Below are 17,702 nucleotides of genomic sequence, written 5' to 3'. Positions count from 1 at the left end.
CATGAGGCATATTCTTTTTGTTACACTTTTCGTGTTTTGAGGTGTGCAATGGGGTGTTTTGCAGGTGCTTTTATTTTTAATGAGAGGGGAAGGAAAGTTTCGAGGGAACTATGATTAAAGTTTTTAGAAATCATGTATGTTTATGTGCTTGTACAACTGCTATCCTCTCTTTTCTCCAAAGTGGAAGAGAAGTTTATGCGGCTGCAGAGGGGAACGGTATAGCTTATACTATAAGTGTTATTCCGCTCAACAGTATTAGTGTTACTTCTGGTCCTCATCTTAATGGAAGTAATGCGTATAAGCCTCCCCTTAGTGGAGAGAGTGGGCAGAATAATCATTATATTCGTGTGAACCGTGTTGGCAATAACGATGAGGGTATTCGTGGGGGAAGTGATTATCATGGGTTGAGTGGAATGGAGGGATCGAATAATGGTCATATAGATAACTCTGTTAAAGATGCAGACTTTGATGAAAGAGGTATAAAGCGTGGGTTTTATTACTATAATGGGTTGTATTATATATGCGATAATTGCGGGACAGATCTTAAAATTGATAATAAATCTTATAGGATTACAAATAAGAACGTTTCCAACTATCCTGAAGATCCTACTGCTATAACGGTAAAACGGATAGGGACCAGAGTTTATGGAGAGAATGTAACTGTTAGCAGTGAAGTTTCTGATAAATCTTTTTTGCGTGGTGTGGCTGTATCAGATGACGGAAAGATTGTTTTGAAAAAAACGACGCTTCAAAATACAAAGTTAGCTCTTTTCGCTAATAATGGAATAATTGAGGTAAAGGAGGGGATTATAGGGGAGAGTGATAGGGCTGTTGAAGCCGTGGAGAATTCATTGGTTATTTTAGAGAATACAAAAGTTAATACGCGTGATGGGAAGGCAAGCCTTTCCAGTTATAGTGGGGCAGATATCTGGATGGAAGGTGGGGAGCTCCGCTTTACCAACAGTCACGGCGTTTCTGCGGTATTAGGGGGAAAGGTCATTCTCGATGGTGTTACTGTTGCTGGAAAGGGATACAAAGATAAAAATCACACGGTTTTTTTAATGGATGAAAGTGGTTTTGTTGAGTTTAAAGGGGGAACTATTAATGTTGAGGATGCTCATGGTATATTATTAGAAAATCCAGTCAAGCCTTTTAGTGTTGTATCAGAACTATCTGAAACAGAAGCTGAAATCGAAGATAGAGATGCAGCTGAAGATTTATCGAATAGCTTTTATGTGACTGAGATTAATCTTAAGTCTTCTTTTGTTACCGTAAAGGGTAAGGGATCTTATGGTATCTACTTGCGGGGCGAGAAGCCATGGAGTGAAGGGAGAGATAAAAAAGAGGAGATTTCATTCGAGGAAGAAAAAGCTCCACCACGATTAGAAGTTGTTAATTTGGATAGAACAGAGTTTTCTGTTTTAGACGATGCGGCTATTTATGGTAGAAACATTATTTCTGGTGTGGTGGGGTTGGTGCACAGCACTCTTCACTCAGGGAATTTTTTATTAAAAGCTGAGGAAGGTGCTTCTATAACAGTTTTGGCGGATGCTTCTACTCTTGAGGGTCGCACACACGTTGATAAAAATTCTAATGCTGAGCTTTATTTGGGAGGCCGTTCTCAATGGATTTTACAACAACCGTTGCAAAAAGATCAAAATGAGGCTGCGCATAATTCTTCTATTTCACTCGTGAGTCTTATGGGTGAGAGCTCTATTAATTTTAAAAGACATGAATCTTCTTCTGTTGATGATTATCAAACCCTTCGTATTGGAAAGGGAAAGGGTGAAGTTTATAAAGCACAGGGCGGTGCCTCTATTTCTCTTAATACATACCTGAATAAGGGCGGTGCTCTTGTTAATCAAAAGACTGATCGTGTTTTAATTCATGGTGATGTTTCAGGAAAAACAATGCTCCGTGTGCATGGTGTTGCAGGAAGTCCAGGAGGATATACGGGAAAGGGGGGGAATGCTGAAGGTATTTCAATTATTCAGGTTTCTGGAGAAGCAAAGCAAGATTCTTTTCAGTTGGAAGGTGGTTATGTAGCGTTAAACGCATTACCTTATCAGTATAAGCTTTATAGTTATGGTCCAGAATCTGAGTTTGGAAAAGCAAGTATGGATCAGAGATTAGTTGAAGGGAACGGAGATTTTTGGGATTTCCGTCTTGAAAGTAGATCTATAGATTCTGATGTTAAACCTAAACCAGATCCTGCTCCTAAGCCAATTCCGGGACCAGAACCTTCTCCGGAGCCTCATCCTCGTCCTAAGCCGGGCGTTAAGGCTGTTGTTCCGCAGGTTCCGACTTATCTCCTTTTGCCTAATGCCTTACGTCATATTGGTTTGATGAATGTTAACAATCAAAATAAGCGGTTAGAAGCTTTGCGAATTACTTCTGGGGGCTTATTAGAAAGTCGTGAAAAGCCTCTCTTTTTTGTGAGCGGTTATGGCGGCAATCATCGTTATACTTCAAATCTTTCCGCGCTTGAATATGGTTATGGCGGCGAGTTTGATTATAATGCACTAGAGGCAGGTGTTTTGCTAAAAGCAATCGAAAATACGTATGGTTCCACTTCTTTTGGAATTATCGGGGCTTACGAGAGATTTTCTTTGCAACCTTTGAATGTTGAACAGAGTCAAAAAAGTACATTTGATAAATGGTCAGTTACGGCATACGGTGGTATGCAGCATGATGCGGGTTTTTACGTTGATGGTCTTGTGTCTTATGGGTTTTTTAAGGGTGATGTTCTAACAACTGCACGTGGCAAGACGGCAACATTAAAGGGAAATCCTTTAAGTGCTTCATTGACTGCTGGTAAAACATTTATGGTAGGAGAGAACGGTTTTGTTTTTGATCCTCAAGTTCAGGTTGTTTATCAATATCTTCAATTTAATAAGGTGCGTGATGTGGACGGCTTTGATATTGATTTAGGAAAGCTTCATCAATGGATAGGGCGTATTGGGGGGCGTTTAACAAAGAGGCTGGTCGCTACTGATGAGGCTCAAGTTATTTCTTTCTATGGCAAACTTCATCTTGCTCATGGTTTTGAAGGAAAACAATTTGTGCATTTTAAAGATGCTTTCCAGCTAGGTGCTTTTGGTTCTTCATTAGAAACAGGATTAGGTTTTAATGCACAATTGTCTCAAAAATTTGCGCTTTACGGCGATTTGGTTTATCAGCACAAGCTAACGAAAGCTGGTTTTTCTGGAACGAGTTTTTCAGGTGGATTGCGTTATCATTTCTAGTGTTGTTCCTGTTTTTGATTAATCTTTGAAAAAGCTACAAGTTATGCTTGTGGCTTTTTCTCGTTCTTTATTCGTTTCATTTTTACAAGAGAGTGATTTTGTATATCTTTAATACGCTTTCTGATTGGACTTCTTTTGTTTTTCTTGAGAAATTTAATGAGTTTGTACGTTATTGTTTCAAAACGCGTATTTCAGAGTGATAATTATATTATTTATAACACACTTATTTATAAAGATAATTTTAATTTAGGGTGCTGAAATATTTTTAAGGCTTTTATGATGAATCCATAAAAAGCATTCGTTTGCATATATCACAAGGTGGATGAGTAAGCGGATAAAAATTTGTTTAAGAAAAGATTTATAGACTTTTGTGAAGTGTGTTAAGAGGAGAGGATTTACAATATGAAAAGTTGGAAAAAAGAATACTTCTCTATTTTACGTAAACGCAATGAGCGTTATATCCGATGAACTTTATATTATATCCGCTGTTGTTGCAAAATGGGGGGAAAGAAAAGAGATATCTGAGAAAATTGGTGAATGAGAAACATAATGACGTATTGTTTTTTGAAAGTGTGTTTTCTTTAAATGCATAAATAAAAAGATGAAATCATGTGTCATCTTCACTTTTTAAAATATGGCTCTGAATGTTTTTGAATATTGTAAAGTTGAATTAAAAAGAGAAGATAAAATTGGAACTGTTTGATTTTTACACTTTCCTCCTCTTTCTAAATTAGGCTGTATTTCTATGAAAATTGCCTAAAAAGGCGTATGTGAACTCTTGTTTCTCAATTTTGGCATATGTTTTGTCTGCTTACAGAGTGCACATTGTTTCAATATAATATCTATCGTAAGGATGTTGATTATACCCGTTCTGGGGGTGATTAGACAGCAGTTAAAGTAGGTGTTTTAATGCATATCAACTGATTAAGGCTGCTTTTGAATAACAACTTTAAAGGTGATTGTTCTGTCGTTGTTCAGTTATATTTTTGCAAATTCTTTGTAAAAGCGACAGATTTAGATTGTATTTTCGAGTAATTTTTTAATTCCATATTTACATAAAACACAAAAAATATTAATAATCTCCATATATTAGAACCTAAACGTGTTAAATATTTTTCTCTTAGTAAAGTTTTTAATACGTTGTGTATATTTCTTGGCAAGAAGAGGGGGGATTATGGTGGAATTATGGTCAGTCTATTTAAAAATCGCTTCTCCTTATGTACTTTTACAACAGCACTTCTTTTTTTTACACACAATGTTGATGTTTTTGCACATAATGCTGAATCTCAGGTTATCTCTGGAAAAAAGCAGTCTTCATGTGATCAGAATGCAGAATTTTATCAGTGTGATGATGGTGGAGAGCATGAAATTAATAATAAAGTTTATTCGCTAATGGATAAAAATGTTAATGGTGTTCATGGAGCCATAGAGGCGTCTAAAAGTGGTACATTTATTAGTGGCAAGAAAATAACTATTAAGGGTATTGGGGATGAAAAGAATAATTCGGAAAAGAACTTTTGGAAATATGGACTAAAGGTATCAGAAAAGGCGGGAGCCTCTCTGAGCGATTTCACTTTGAGTGGTGTTTTAGTAGGGGTAGAAGCTCATAGTGCTTCCTTCACAATATCCGGTGGATCGATTGATGCAATCAAAGTAGGGGCTTTTGCAGAAGGAAAATCTCAAACTACAGTTAAGTTAATGGATACACAAATTAACTTAGGTGGTGTTGGGGTTAAAGCAGGAGAAAAAGGATATTTTATTTTAGAGGGTGTCTCTATTACCGGAAAAGGTCGTACTGGCAAGGATGGTCAAGGGCTGAATGCAGATCGTCAGAATGATAATGCTGCTTTTCATATATCTAAAGATGGTTATGTTGAGTTTATGAAAGGGGCTGTTGATGTTACTGATGCTCATGGGCTTTTATTGCAGGGAAATAAAGGTTCTCAGATTGATATTGGAGATTCCAATATTACAGTGAAAGGTAATGCATTTTATGGTATGCACTTTGAGGATGAGGTAGCATCAGAGGATTCGTCAGAGGGAAAATCATCGTTCATTAATTTGAAAAAGACGCGTTTTGTAGTTCCAGATAGTATAGCTGTTTATAGCAGTCAATCTGGAAAGTCTAAAATATCTTTAAAGGAAACAAAGATTTTTGGAGATTTATTGCTGAAGGCTGATCATGGCTCTTCTATAAAGGTTTTTGCTGATGCTTCTGCACTTGTCGGTCAAACTCAGGTTGATAACAGTTCTGAAGTCGACCTTATCTTGAGAAATAATTCACAGTGGGCTTTATTGCAACCAAGACATAAAAAATTACAAAATCCTCATTATAGAGATGTTTCATTTATTTCATCGATCAATCTTTCTAATAGTTCTATTACTTTTGAAAAACCGAAATCCAGCACTGCTCATACCTATCAGACGCTTTATATTGGAAAAGGAACAGGTGTTGTTTATCAGGCTTTTGATGACGCTTGGATTCATTTGAATGCACGTTTAAATCCTAATGATACAAGTGATCATCAAGTAACGGATAGGCTTCTCATTCATGGTGACGTTAAGGGAAGAACGATAGTACATATACAAGGGGTTGCAGGAGGCTTAGAAGAAAAAAACGAAAAAGCGCATAGTGTTTCAATTATTCAAGTTTATGGAGAGGCATTGCCTGACTCTTTTCAATTGAATGGACAGTATGTTGCCTTAGAGGGGGCGCCTTATAAATATGTACTTCGTTCTTATGATCCAAGTGCTACAGCAAGGGATGAGCATGTTAAACAAAAATTTGCTTTGAACGGAGGGGCATTTTGGAATTTTCGTTTAGAAAATGAATATGTTCAAACATCTGCTGATAATAACGACATTCTTACGGTTTCTGAACGTACCCCCCCTGCACATGCTTCTTTTTCGGATATTATTCCAGCGTCTTCTGCTGATGTTGTTCCGGCATCTTCTGATGATGATGTTTCGTCGTCTTTTACGGATAGTCTTTCTAAAATTGAAAATATTTCCTTATCTGGACGAGGTGTAAGATCTGTTGTTCCTCAGGTACCAACTTATCTGCTTTTGCCAAATAGTTTGTTCCACGCTGGTTTAATGGATATCAGCAATCAAAACAAGCAGTTGGAGACATTGCGAACTCATCCTAGTGGAATGTTGGAAATTCGTGAAAATCCTGCTTCATTTTTGCGTGGCTATGGTGGAAGTTATCGTTATGTCTCAGATTTATCTGCGCTTGAATATGGTTATGGGGGAGATCTAGGGTACTATGCACTAGAGACAGGTGTTTTGCTACAAAAAATTGAAGATGTTGACAGTGCTATATCCTTTGGGGTTATGGGGTCTTATGGAAAGCTTTCTCTACAGCCTCGAGATGTTGCACAAAGCCAAAAAAGTACATTTGATAAATGGACTGCTACAGTTTATGGCAGTATGCAGCATGATGTAGGATTCTATGTTGATGGTCTTTTATCCTATGGTCTGTTTAAGGGAGATGTTCTGACAACTGCGCGGGGTAAGACTGCAACATTGAAGGGTAACCCTTTAAGTGCTTCTTTGATGAGTGGTCAGAAAATTGCCACAGGATATGAAGGTGTTGTTTTTGATCCACAGGTTCAGGTTGTTTATCAACATCTTCAATTTAATGAGGCTCGTGATATTGATAATTTTAATATTGAGATGGATAAACTTGATCAATGGATGGTGCGTATAGGTGGTCGTTTGATGAAGACTCTTACTGCGTCTGAAAAAGATCGTGATGTTTCTTTCTATGGAAAGATTCATTTTTCCCATGATTTTGGCAAAGAAAGAGCTGTGCGCTTTAAAGATTCTTTCCAGTTAGGGGCTTTTGGTTCTTCTCTAGAGGCTGGATTAGGTCTTAATGCTCGCTTGTCTCAAAAATTTGTGCTTCATGGTGATTTGGTTTATCAGCATAAGTTGAGCAAAGGTGGTTTTTCTGGAATCAGTTTTTCTGGTGGATTGCGCTATCGTTTTTAGGATGATCATCTGGGGGTAAGGTGTTTAAAGAGCCACAAGCATAGCTTGTGGCTCTTTATATTTGTTTGCAACTTTTTAAATAAGTTTTTTAAAAAGATGTTTTTTGCATGAGAAAGTTTGTTTCTTTTTAGAAACGAGATAAGGCTTTCTGGTTTGCAGTTTTTGCTTCTTATGCTGTTTTTCTTCCTTTCGTGTATTTTTATTAAATTCTCTTGAAATCACCGCTTTGAGATAGAATTTTTATTGTTACCTATATTTTTGCGCGTTTTTATAAATAATACAATTTTAAATTGTGATATTTTTGGATTCTGGCTTTACATAAAGCATCTGGTCGATATATAAAACACAAAACGTATTTTAAATTATCACGTGTAACCAAAGTTATTAAACAGAACGCGTTTTTTTTGTTTTTAGGGAAGGGGAAGAAAGTTTGTAGAAAATTATGTTTAAAAATCATCTCTCTTTATGTCATTTTACAACGGTTATTTTTTTCTTTGTATACAATGCTGATGCAGGTGATCTTCCTTCTGAGAAGAAGCAATATTCATGTAACGAAAGTGCCTCATTTTATCGCTGTCATGATGGTAAAACGCATGAAATTTCCCAGAAAACTTATCAAGTTATGGGTGAAAGTTCTGATGCTGCTATAGAGGCATCAGGGGAAGATACAGTCATTGAGGGAGAGGCTATAATCATTAACGGTGTTTCGAATGCACATGGCCATTCAGAAACAAACGCTTGGACAACAGCTGTAAAGTCCTCAAATGGGGGAGGCGTTGCTCTATTTGATTCCATGTTAAATGATGTGTCGATAGGGGCCGATGTTAATGAGAAGGGGGCTTTTGAGATGCAGGATGGGGTGATTAAAGCAACCAGAATGGGGATCAGTGTTGCGGGTAAAGAGTCGTTTGTTTCTTTGACCAAGACAGAGATTAAGACATCTTCTGATGCGATAGGTCTTTTGAGTCATAATGGTGCAAAAATTTATATGAAAGAAGGAAAAATTGATTTTACCAGTGGTATTGGTGTTCAAACAGGAGGAGATGGAGAAATTAATTTAGATGGTGTTTCTATTACTGGGAGGGGAAAACAGGTAACAAATACAGATAATCATCGTGAAGCTTCTGCTTTTAGTATGCTTCAGGGAAAAGGCTCTCTTAATTTCCAGAAGGGAAACGTTAATGTCATTAGAGCGCATGGTATTGCCTTGGAGGGAAATGATAATAATACTGCTCATATCAAATATTCCAATATTTTTGTGAGAGAAAATGCATTTAATGGCATGCGCTTTTTTTGGGAAGCTGTCTTAAATGATAAAAAAACAATTATACCTGGAAAAGGGACTGTCTATTTGACAAAGACAACTTTTATGGCTCCAGAAAGTACGGCTATTTATAGCCGCGAATTTGAAAGCTCTGTTAAACTCTTACAAAATTCAACAGTTTCTGGTGATTCACTCCTGAAAGCTGTTGAGCGTTCCAATGTAAAGATTGAGGCTGATGCTTCTTCCCTTGTAGGAGGCGCATATGTTGATGAAAGTTCTACAGCTAAGATAGATTTAAAAAATGGTTCAAAGTGGATTTTATCGCGACCAAAATATGACAAATTGCAAAATTCTGATGCTTCTGGTTCTAATTTAGGGGACTATTCCTTCATTTCATCGGTCAATCTTACGGATAGTTCTCTTGTTTTTGAAGAATTAAAATCTAAAAAAACAAATGGTTATCAGACACTTCTCATCGGAAAAGGATCGGGGACTGTCTATAAAGCGCACGGTGATGTGAATCTTTATCTTAATGCATATTTGGATAAAGGCGGAGCTCTGCAAGAGCAAAAAACTGACCGGCTTTTAATCAATGGTGATCTTGAAGGAAAAACAACAGTTCATATTTATAAGATTCCTGGAAGTCCAGGGGCATTGACGGGAGATGGTGGTAATAATCAGGGGATTTCCATTATTCAGGTTTATGGACAAGCTGCTGAAGATTCTTTTCAGTTAAAGGGGGGATATGTCACACTTGAAGCCTCTCCCTATCAGTATCATCTTAAGAGTTATGGTCCAAGCTCTACTTTAGGGGCGGCAGATTCCCATCAAAGAGTGCTTAAAAACTCTGGAACATTTTGGGATTTCCGCCTTGAAAGTCAATTTGTTGATTCCACTTCTCTTGATTCCACTAAAGTTTTTCCTGTTCTTGATTTGGTTGTCCCCCCTTCTTCTGATGATATTCCTTCTTTTCCTAAAATTCATCTTAATATTACTGGAGGTGAGGATGGTTCTATTGACTCTAACTCTCAGCAAAAACCTCAGGAGCCAAGTCTTTCTTCTCCTGTAGATTCTCCTGATAGGGATTCCCATCTTACGACCACACCTAATGTATCTGATGTTTTGGTGCTTGAGACCCCCAATCCTCCTTCCTCTCTTGCACCTGTTATTCCCGCTATTGCTGAATCTAATCCAGTTGCACCACCTGCATCTGGTTCACTTGTTCCGCCGCATGTTTCACCCGCTCCTTCTGTTGTTGCAGCACCTGCATCGGTTTCACCTGTTCCGCCGCATGTTTCACCCACTCCTTCTGTTGTTACTCCAGTTGCATCTGGTTCACTTGTTCCGCCGCATGTTTCACCCGCTCCTTCTGTTGTTACTCCAGTTGCATCTGGTTCACCTGTTCCGCCGCATGTTTCACCCACCCCTTCTGTTGTTACTCCACCTGCGTCTAGTTTTTCTGTTCCGGCATCTGTTTTTGAGCCTTCTTCTCATTTTGAGCCAAATGTGAGAGTCGTTGTTCCACAGGTTCTGACATATATTCTTGTGCCAAATACCTTATTTTATGCTGGATTGATGGATATCAGTAATCAAAACAAGCAGTTGCAAGCGCTGCGAACTGTTTCTGGTCGGTTGTTGAAAAATGATGAAAATCCCACTTTGTTTTTGCGCGGTTACGGCGGACATCACCGTTATACTTCAAATTTATCTGTACTTAAATATGGTGATTATGGCGGTGAGCTTGATTATAATGCACTAGAGGCAAATATTTTACTCAAGAAAATCGAAAGTGCATACAGTACGACATCTTTTGGGATTATGGGGAATTATGGCAAGCTTTCTTTGCAGCCTCGAAAGGTTAAACAAAGTCAAGAAAGTATATTTGATAAATGGACAATCACGGCATATGGAAGCATGCAGCATGATACGGGTCTTTATATGGATGGTCTCTTTTCTTATGGTTTGTTTAATGGAAATGTTCTCACACTTGAGCGAGGTAAAACAGCTACATTGAGAGGTAAGCCGCTGAGTGTTTCCTTAACTGCTGGTAAAACGTTTATGATCGGCAGCCGATATTTTATTTTTGAACCACAAGTTCAGTTTGTTTATCAAAATCTCCAGTTTCATAAGACTCGTGATATTGATAATTTTAATATTGATATGCGAAGCCCAGATCATTGGGGGATGCGTATTGGTGGGTATTTAACGAAGACACTTACATTTACTAAAGATGCACATGTTCTTTCATTCTATGGTAAGCTTCATTTCATTCGTAGTTTTGATGATAAACAATTTGTATATTTTAAAGATGCCTTCCAGCTTGGTTCCTTTGGGTCTTCTTTAGAAGCTGGATTGGGTGTTTTTTCGCAATTATCTCCAAAAATTATTTTTCATAGTGACCTGATTTATCAGCATAAATTTACGAATGCCGGCTTTTCTGGAACGCATTTTTCTGGTGGATTAAGCTATCACTTTTAATTGTATTTTCCTTTAATATATCCTTTGTGGAAAATATAAGTATAAAGCATGGTTTTATAGTGTTATTTTCTGATTTTTGACTTTATGTATAATACAAAACAACTTATTATGACGGCACATAATAAGAATAATAAGTAGATGAACCAGAGGTGTCTTTTCGATTTTTTATGAAGATAAAATAAAGAAAGTTTAGACTAAATTATGATTAAAGTATTAAAACGCCATGAGTGTGTTTTCTTACGACCTCTATTTTTTCTTCGCGCACAATATAGATGTGAGTGCAGAAGGTTATAAACCCTCATGTAATTCTCTTTTAAATCGTATTCGTGTGATACAGTTGGTGCTGCTTGTACTTTTGGAAGTCGTAATAAGTTATATATGAGTGAATTGGATAGGAAGGACTACAGGTGTTATTTTTACAATACAATCTCATAACATAGTTATTAAGCCGGAAAAAAGTAAAGGGGAAAAGGCGTTTCAGGAATTGGTGGAATTTTAGAATTAAATAGATCTGAGAAGATTACATCAGCAGTGGTTGTGTCAAAAGACAATAAAACTTCTTTTAAAAGAGTTCTATTATAGGAAATAGCGAAAAGAAAAGTGGTAGAAATGCCAAGTTATCTCAATCTGTGTTTGGTGTGAAGCAGAGCGGTTTTTTTCTTTGATGAAGGTAAGATTCAGGTTTCTGATGTTCATGGCATAGCGATTGAAAGTGCAAAACCGGTTTTTAAGGAAAGGTCATTTGAGTTCCGAGATAGTTCTATGTCTTTGGTTTCTTTTGAAAACTCAGAGATCATTCTTCAGGGACAAAGGGTTCATAGTTTGCATTTTAGAGGAAGTACTTCGCAACATGAATATCAAGAGGGAGTGCTTCTTATAAGTTTAGGTGAATTTCGATTTAAAAAGACTGCTCTTCATGTTCTTGATGGTACGGCTATTTATAGTAACGATGCTAGGGGAGGTATCCTTATATTACGGTATCAGAGGGTTCTCGTATTTTTGCTGATCGGTTAGATGTCAAAAATAATTCATTTGTTGCGCTTGATGCCTATGCGTCTTTTCTTGCAGGAAGGGCACATGTTGAGAAAGGTTTTTATGATAGTGTTGAGTTGTTCAATCAATCTTTATGGACTGTAAGAGCAAATAAAAATGCGCTTGAAAATGATCATAAAAAAGTTCCATATTGTGTAGGTTCATCTATTTTCTTTGTAAGGCTTATTGATAGTTTTATTTTCTTTCAGAAACCAAGAAATGATTTTTATCAGACACTTCGTGTTAGGAGATTGGATGATGATTATGGTTTAGATCATGCTTACGTTGTAGGAGAGGACGCACGCTTATATGTTAATGCATATCTTACTGAAACTGGTAAAAGCAAGGGAATAAAAGCTGATAAACTTCTTATCTATGGTGATGTTTATGGAAAAACTAAGGTGCATATTATCGATGTCTCAGTGGCTTCAAAAAAAATAAAGAACCAGAGCAAAGGTAAGCAAAAAGACGATAAAAAAGACAGCCTCAGTGTTTCAATTGTTCAGGTTTATGGAAAGGCTGCGGATGATTCCTTTAAATTAACAACAGATTATGTTGCTCTAAGAGGAGCGCCTTAGTGATATAGTGTTCGTGCTTATGGTCCCAATTTTTCTCATAGACAGGTAAAGGTGGGGATGGATCCGTTAAAGAGAAAAATATTGAGTATAATGGAGATTTTTGGGATTTCTGACTTGAAGCTGAATATGTTCAGAAACTTTCTCATCTGCATCATATGCGGTTGGAAAATGATGTGTCTCATTCTTTAAGTACTCATACTCATCATCATAATGTTTTAGCTGATCATGATGCTTCTGTTTTTTATTCTGAAGAGGGCATTAAAGCTGTTGTCCCACAAGTTTCAGCATATCTATCGATGCCTCATGCTTGTTTCAGGTTGGTTTGATGGATATGAACAATCACAATAAACAGCTGGAAACATTGCGTATTGCTGCTGGGACTTTGGGAGAAAATGCTAAAAGTTCTGCTCTTTTTGCGCGAGGTTACGGTGGAAGTTATCGTTATGTTTCTGATCTGTCTGCGCTTGAATATGGTTATGGTGGAAATTTGAATTATAACGCTATAGAGGCAAGTGTTTTGCTCAATGCGATTGAGGATACACATCACACTTTAAGCTTTGGAATAATGGGGAATGATGGAAAAAATTCTCTACAACCTCAAGATGTTGAAGAAAACAAAAAAGTATATTTGATAAATGGCCTATTACACATATGGCAGCATGCAGTATGATACAGGCTTTTATATCGATGGTCTTTTTTCCTATGGTTTATTTAAAGGGAATGTTCTCACGCAAGCAAGAGGCAAGATAACAACATTGAAGGGAACACCTTTGAGTGCTTTATTGATTGCGGGTAAGTCATTTATGACAGGACATAAAGGGGTTATTTTTGATACCGCAGGTTTAGGTTGTTTATCAAAATGTGCGGTTTGATCAGGCGTTTGATATTGATGGTTTTGATATTGAAATAGAAAAACTTGATTTGTGGGTGATGCGTGTTGGCGGGTCTTTAAGAAAGACGCTTGCTGCTTCTGAAGAGGCTCTTGTTGTTTCTTTCAATGGCAAGTTTCATCTTACCATGAGTTTTGGAGGAAAAAAACATGTGCAATTTGGAGATGAATTCCAATTAGGGGGGGGTGGTTCTTCTCTAGAAGCTGGAATGGGGGAAATGCTCAGTTATCTTCAAATTTTTTATTGCACGGAGATTTAACCTATCAGCATCGTCTTAGTAAAACTGGTTTTTCAGAGATGATTTTTCATGCGGTTTACACTACGCTTTTAGGTATATTCTTAAATATAGAATAACATTTACATAAATATAGAGTATTTTATGAATTGCAAAGCAAGTATTTATTTGTTATACTTAAAAATATTCATATGTTTAACTTAACATTATTTCAGATCTCATTCACTTTTAAATAAAGCGGGGGAGAAGGATTTGCAAAAGAGTTATGGTTAATATATTTAAAAATTATAGGTTGACTTTTACAACAGTTGCTTTTTCTTTTTTTTGGGTTGTAAATATTAATACGGGCTTTCATGCTTTTGCAGCTCCCTGTGATGAAACAGGGAGCTTTTATACGTGCAGTGATGGTAAAAAACATACACTTGAAAATAAAACTTATAATTTAAAAAGTTTTCAAGAACATGCTCCTAGTTCTGATCCTATTAAGGCTATATATGTAGAAAATGCAGGTACAGTTGTTGATGCATCTCAGATAAATGTTTATGGCGATGATTCAAATAAAATATCTGCATATGGTGCATATGCAAAATATGGTGCACGTCTTAATCTAAAAAATTCAAATTTTAAGAATGTACGTGCTCTTCATGCTGAAAATGCAGTCATTAACATGACAGATGGGTCAATTACGGAAACTTCTCACGCTATATATGCATTGGGTGAAGAAGCGGATATTGCTTTAGTGCGTGTAAAGATTGAGGTTGAGCCAGACAACCTGCAAGATATCGGGTTTGTGAGTAGACTTGGTGCAAAGATTAGGATGTCAGGCAGTACTGTTACATTTAATGGGAAAGGTAGATTTTCATCGTTTTATGGGGGAGGGTATAATTTCGATAGTACTATCATTAAGGGTAAAGGAAAACAAAAAACTACTATCGTCGATGAGGAAGGTTTCGATAAAATACCAGAAGCTTTCGACGTCTCTCAAGGAAGTCATGTTCAATTGAATAATAGTTCTATTGAACTGAGTGATATGCATGGTTTTTTGGTGAAAAATTCTTCGGTTGATGTGAATGATAAAGAAAAGTTGTTGTGGAAAGCATTTAGTTCATCGGATGAATTTAAGAAGACAAATATTAAGATTAACAAATCCAATGTTTTTGTGCTGGGTAAAGGAGTATATGGTCTGTATTTTTATGGATTAGAACCAGACAAAGGGTTTAGAACAGCTGATTCAGCTAATGAAATGTTGTTACAAGGCAGAAATATCATTATAGGAAAGGCATTTGTTCAGTTATCAAAGACAAACTTTACAGTTCCAGAAGGTATCGCCATTTATAGCACTGGGACTGATGGTTTTGGAGCTAAAGCTACCCTTGAACTATTGGACGATACAAAAATCTCTGGTGACTTATTAATAAAAACTGAAAAAGATTCTTCTCTTCTTGTTCAAGCATATTCTTCAACCCTTACAGGGGGAGTGCGCATTGAAGATAGGTCTCGTGTTGATTTACAGTTAAAAAATGGTTCAACATGGTATCTTACTAAGCCTAAATATCAAGATTTACAAGAGGCCGATGTTACGGTTTCATCGCTTTCTACTTTGAGTCTCCTTGATAGTACGCTTGTTTTTGAGAAATATGTCTCTCAAAATTATCAAACATTGCATATTGGAAAGAAAATATACAATAAAGAAGATGTTTATGCATTAGATGATATTGATCAAACAGCGGGTGTGGATGGCGTATACAATAAAGTATACAGTGCGGAAGGTAATTCTCGGATTAAGATGAGCACATTTATGAATAATGATGGTTCATTTGATCCTCAAAAAACTGATCGCGTTTTAATCTATGGTGATGTTTTGGGAACCACGCTCATTGGAATGGAAAAATTTCAAAAAGCTTCAGATACAAAAGTGATTGACGGAAGTCATCAAAGTGTTTCGATTATTCAGGTTTTTGGAAAAGCAAAGGAAGATACTTTTAAGCTTTTGAATGATTATGTTGCGATAAATGGATTTCCTTATCAATATAAACTTCGTGCTTATGGTCCTGGTTCTTCTTCTGGAGAAGCAAGTCCCGAAAATAGATTGGTTGAAGGGGAAGGAGATTTTTGGGATTTTCGTCTCGAAAGTGTTTACATTAATCCTGAATTAGATCCTTCTGAATCTATTTCAGTTCCGTCTATTAAGCCTACGTCCACAGTTTTACCACCTAAATCTGAAGCAGAAACTATACCTTCTGAACGACCATCAGAGACTATTGCGCCTGAACAACCTCCTTCTGTTAAGCCACCGCTTATACCATCTACACCTTCTTTGCCTGAAATATCTGATCCGTCTGAAACATTTATTCCTACGGATTCTACTCTCACTCCTTCTGCCCCTGTTTCGCCTGTACTTCCCTCTGTCCCCTCTGTTCCAGAGGACGCTTCTTCCGTGCAACCTATGCCTGCATCGCTTGTTCCAGTTGAAACTTCTACTGATGAGGTTTTGCCATCTAAGCCCTCTGTTCCGGAGGACACTTCATCTCCAGATTTTGTTCCCACTCCTTCTGCGCCTGTTGAACCTGTACGTCCTTCTATACCAACTGTTCCAGAGGACCCTTCTTTTGTGCAACCTATGCCTGCACCGTTTGTTCCAGTTGAAGATTCTACTGATGAGGTTCGTCCATCTGAGCCCTCTATTCCGGTATCTCCTTCATCTCCAGATTCTGTCCCCACTCCTTCTACCCCTGTTGAACCTGTACGTCCTTCTATACCAACTGTTCCAGAGGACCATTCTTTTGTGCAACCTATGCCTGCACCGTTTGTTCCAGTTGAAGATTCTACTGATGAGGTTCGTCCATCTGAGCCCTCTATTCCGGTATCTCCTTCATCTCCAGATTCTGTCCCCACTCCTTCTACCCCTGTTGAACCTGTACGTCCTTCTATACCAACTGTTCCAGAGGACCATTCTTTTGTGCAACCTATGCCTGCACCGTTTGTTCCAGTTGAAGATTCTACTGATGAGGTTCGTCCATCTGAGCCCTCTGTTCCGGAGGACACTTCATCTCCAGATTCTGTCCCCACTCCTTCTACCCCTGTTGAACCTGTACGTCCTTCTGTACCAACTGTTCCAGAGGACCATTCTTTTGTGCATCCTATGCCTGCACCGTTTGTTCCAGTTGAAGATTCTACTGATGAGGTTCGTCCATCTGAGCCCTCTGTTCCGGAGGACACTTCATCTCCAGATTCTGTTCCTCCTCCTTCTGCCCCTGTTGAACCAAAGCCTTCTGGGTCTTCTGACCCTTTGGATTCCTCGTCTAATCTCCAAATTAGAGCTGTTGTTCCACAGGTTCCAACTTATCTTCTTTTGCCAAATGCCTTATTTCATGCTGGTTTAGTGGATATGAACGCGCAAAATAAGACATTAGAGACAATGCGGAATGCTTTTCATTCCTCCTGGAAGGATGATGAAAAGACAGCCTTTTTTCTGCATGCTTATGGTGGTAGCCATCATTATGCTTCCAACTTATCTGCTTTTGAATATGGCTATGGTGCTGAGCTCGATTATAATGCATTCGAAGCAGGTGTTTTGTTAAACGAGATTGAGAGTTTATATGGTCGTACATTCTTTGGAGTTATGGGGTCTTATGGAAACCTTTCTCTAACCCCTCAGGATGTTGAACAAAGCAAAAAGAGTGCATTTGATAAATGGTCTGTTTCTGCCTATGGAAGTCTGAAGCATGATACGGGTTTTTATATAGATGGGGTGGTATCGTATGGACTTTTTAAGGGAGATGTTTTGACCCTTGCACGGGGCAAGGTTGTGGCATTAAAGGGTAAACAGTTTAGCGGTTCTTTAACGAGTGGCAGAACGTTTACAACAGGGTATAAAGGTGTTGTTTTTGATCCGCAGATTCAGATTGTTTATCAGCATCTTCAGTTTAATCAGGCGCGTGATATTGATAATCTTGATGTTGATTTAGGAAAATTTCATCAATG

10 protein-coding genes are annotated in these 17,702 nt (G+C 37.6%); all 10 read left to right on the top strand.

Going from position 1 to position 17,702, the window contains the following annotated elements:
• The first annotated feature begins 110 nt into the window (after positions 1-110).
• Positions 111-3,245, top strand: coding sequence for an autotransporter outer membrane beta-barrel domain-containing protein (locus tag ACFIJL_RS07470; RefSeq protein ID WP_375623938.1), 3,135 nt, complete (start codon positions 111-113; stop codon positions 3,243-3,245).
• Positions 3,246-4,430: 1,185 nt separating this feature from the next.
• Entirely contained in the window at positions 4,431-7,241 is a 2,811-nt protein-coding gene (locus ACFIJL_RS07465; protein WP_375623936.1) for an autotransporter outer membrane beta-barrel domain-containing protein, read from the top strand.
• A 442-nt stretch (positions 7,242-7,683) separates the two neighbouring features.
• Positions 7,684-10,983 (top strand): autotransporter outer membrane beta-barrel domain-containing protein, encoded by a 3,300-nt coding sequence (locus ACFIJL_RS07460; RefSeq protein WP_375623934.1) that lies wholly within the window; start codon positions 7,684-7,686, stop codon positions 10,981-10,983.
• A gap of 762 nt (positions 10,984-11,745) precedes the next feature.
• Entirely contained in the window at positions 11,746-11,997 is a 252-nt protein-coding gene (locus tag ACFIJL_RS07455) for a hypothetical protein (RefSeq protein ID WP_375623932.1), read from the top strand.
• Between the two features lie 95 nt (positions 11,998-12,092).
• Entirely contained in the window at positions 12,093-12,593 is a 501-nt protein-coding gene (locus tag ACFIJL_RS07450; protein WP_375623930.1) for a hypothetical protein, read from the top strand.
• Between the two features lie 173 nt (positions 12,594-12,766).
• Complete coding sequence (locus tag ACFIJL_RS07445; protein ID WP_375623928.1) at positions 12,767-12,919, top strand: hypothetical protein; 153 nt, start codon at positions 12,767-12,769, stop codon at positions 12,917-12,919.
• Positions 12,919-13,263 carry a hypothetical protein gene (locus ACFIJL_RS07440; RefSeq protein ID WP_375623926.1) on the top strand — a complete coding sequence of 115 codons (345 nt, stop codon included), beginning with the start codon at positions 12,919-12,921 and terminating at the stop codon, positions 13,261-13,263. Before ACFIJL_RS07445 ends, ACFIJL_RS07440 begins: the two co-directional genes overlap by 1 nt.
• Positions 13,253-13,465, top strand: a complete 213-nt coding sequence (locus ACFIJL_RS07435; RefSeq protein ID WP_375623924.1) for a hypothetical protein — start codon at positions 13,253-13,255, stop codon at positions 13,463-13,465. The genes ACFIJL_RS07440 and ACFIJL_RS07435 overlap by 11 nt, the downstream gene beginning before the upstream one ends.
• Positions 13,455-13,742 carry a hypothetical protein gene (locus ACFIJL_RS07430; RefSeq protein WP_375623922.1) on the top strand — a complete coding sequence of 96 codons (288 nt, stop codon included), beginning with the start codon at positions 13,455-13,457 and terminating at the stop codon, positions 13,740-13,742. Before ACFIJL_RS07435 ends, ACFIJL_RS07430 begins: the two co-directional genes overlap by 11 nt.
• 241 nt (positions 13,743-13,983) lie before the next feature.
• A partial coding sequence (locus ACFIJL_RS07425) for an autotransporter outer membrane beta-barrel domain-containing protein (protein WP_375623920.1) occupies positions 13,984-17,702 on the top strand: 3,719 nt, incomplete at its 3' end.

This window comes from Bartonella sp. TT119HLJHH (assembly GCF_042193385.1).
Taxonomy (GTDB): Bacteria; Pseudomonadota; Alphaproteobacteria; order Rhizobiales; family Rhizobiaceae; genus Bartonella.
Note: the sequence above shows the minus strand (reverse complement) of the source record. Positions and strands in the feature narration are given on the sequence as shown.

Bases quoted from the DNA above. Each gene is read 5' to 3' on its own strand.
- ACFIJL_RS07460 (WP_375623934.1), top strand. From the start codon at position 7,684: ATGTTTAAAAATCATCTCTCTTTATGTCATTTTACAACGGTTATTTTT.
- ACFIJL_RS07465 (WP_375623936.1), top strand. From the start codon at position 4,431: ATGGTCAGTCTATTTAAAAATCGCTTCTCCTTATGTACTTTTACAACA.
- ACFIJL_RS07440 (WP_375623926.1), top strand. From the start codon at position 12,919: ATGGATATGAACAATCACAATAAACAGCTGGAAACATTGCGTATTGCT.
- ACFIJL_RS07435 (WP_375623924.1), top strand. From the start codon at position 13,253: ATGCAGTATGATACAGGCTTTTATATCGATGGTCTTTTTTCCTATGGT.
- ACFIJL_RS07455 (WP_375623932.1), top strand. From the start codon at position 11,746: ATGTCTTTGGTTTCTTTTGAAAACTCAGAGATCATTCTTCAGGGACAA.
- ACFIJL_RS07470 (WP_375623938.1), top strand. From the start codon at position 111: ATGATTAAAGTTTTTAGAAATCATGTATGTTTATGTGCTTGTACAACT.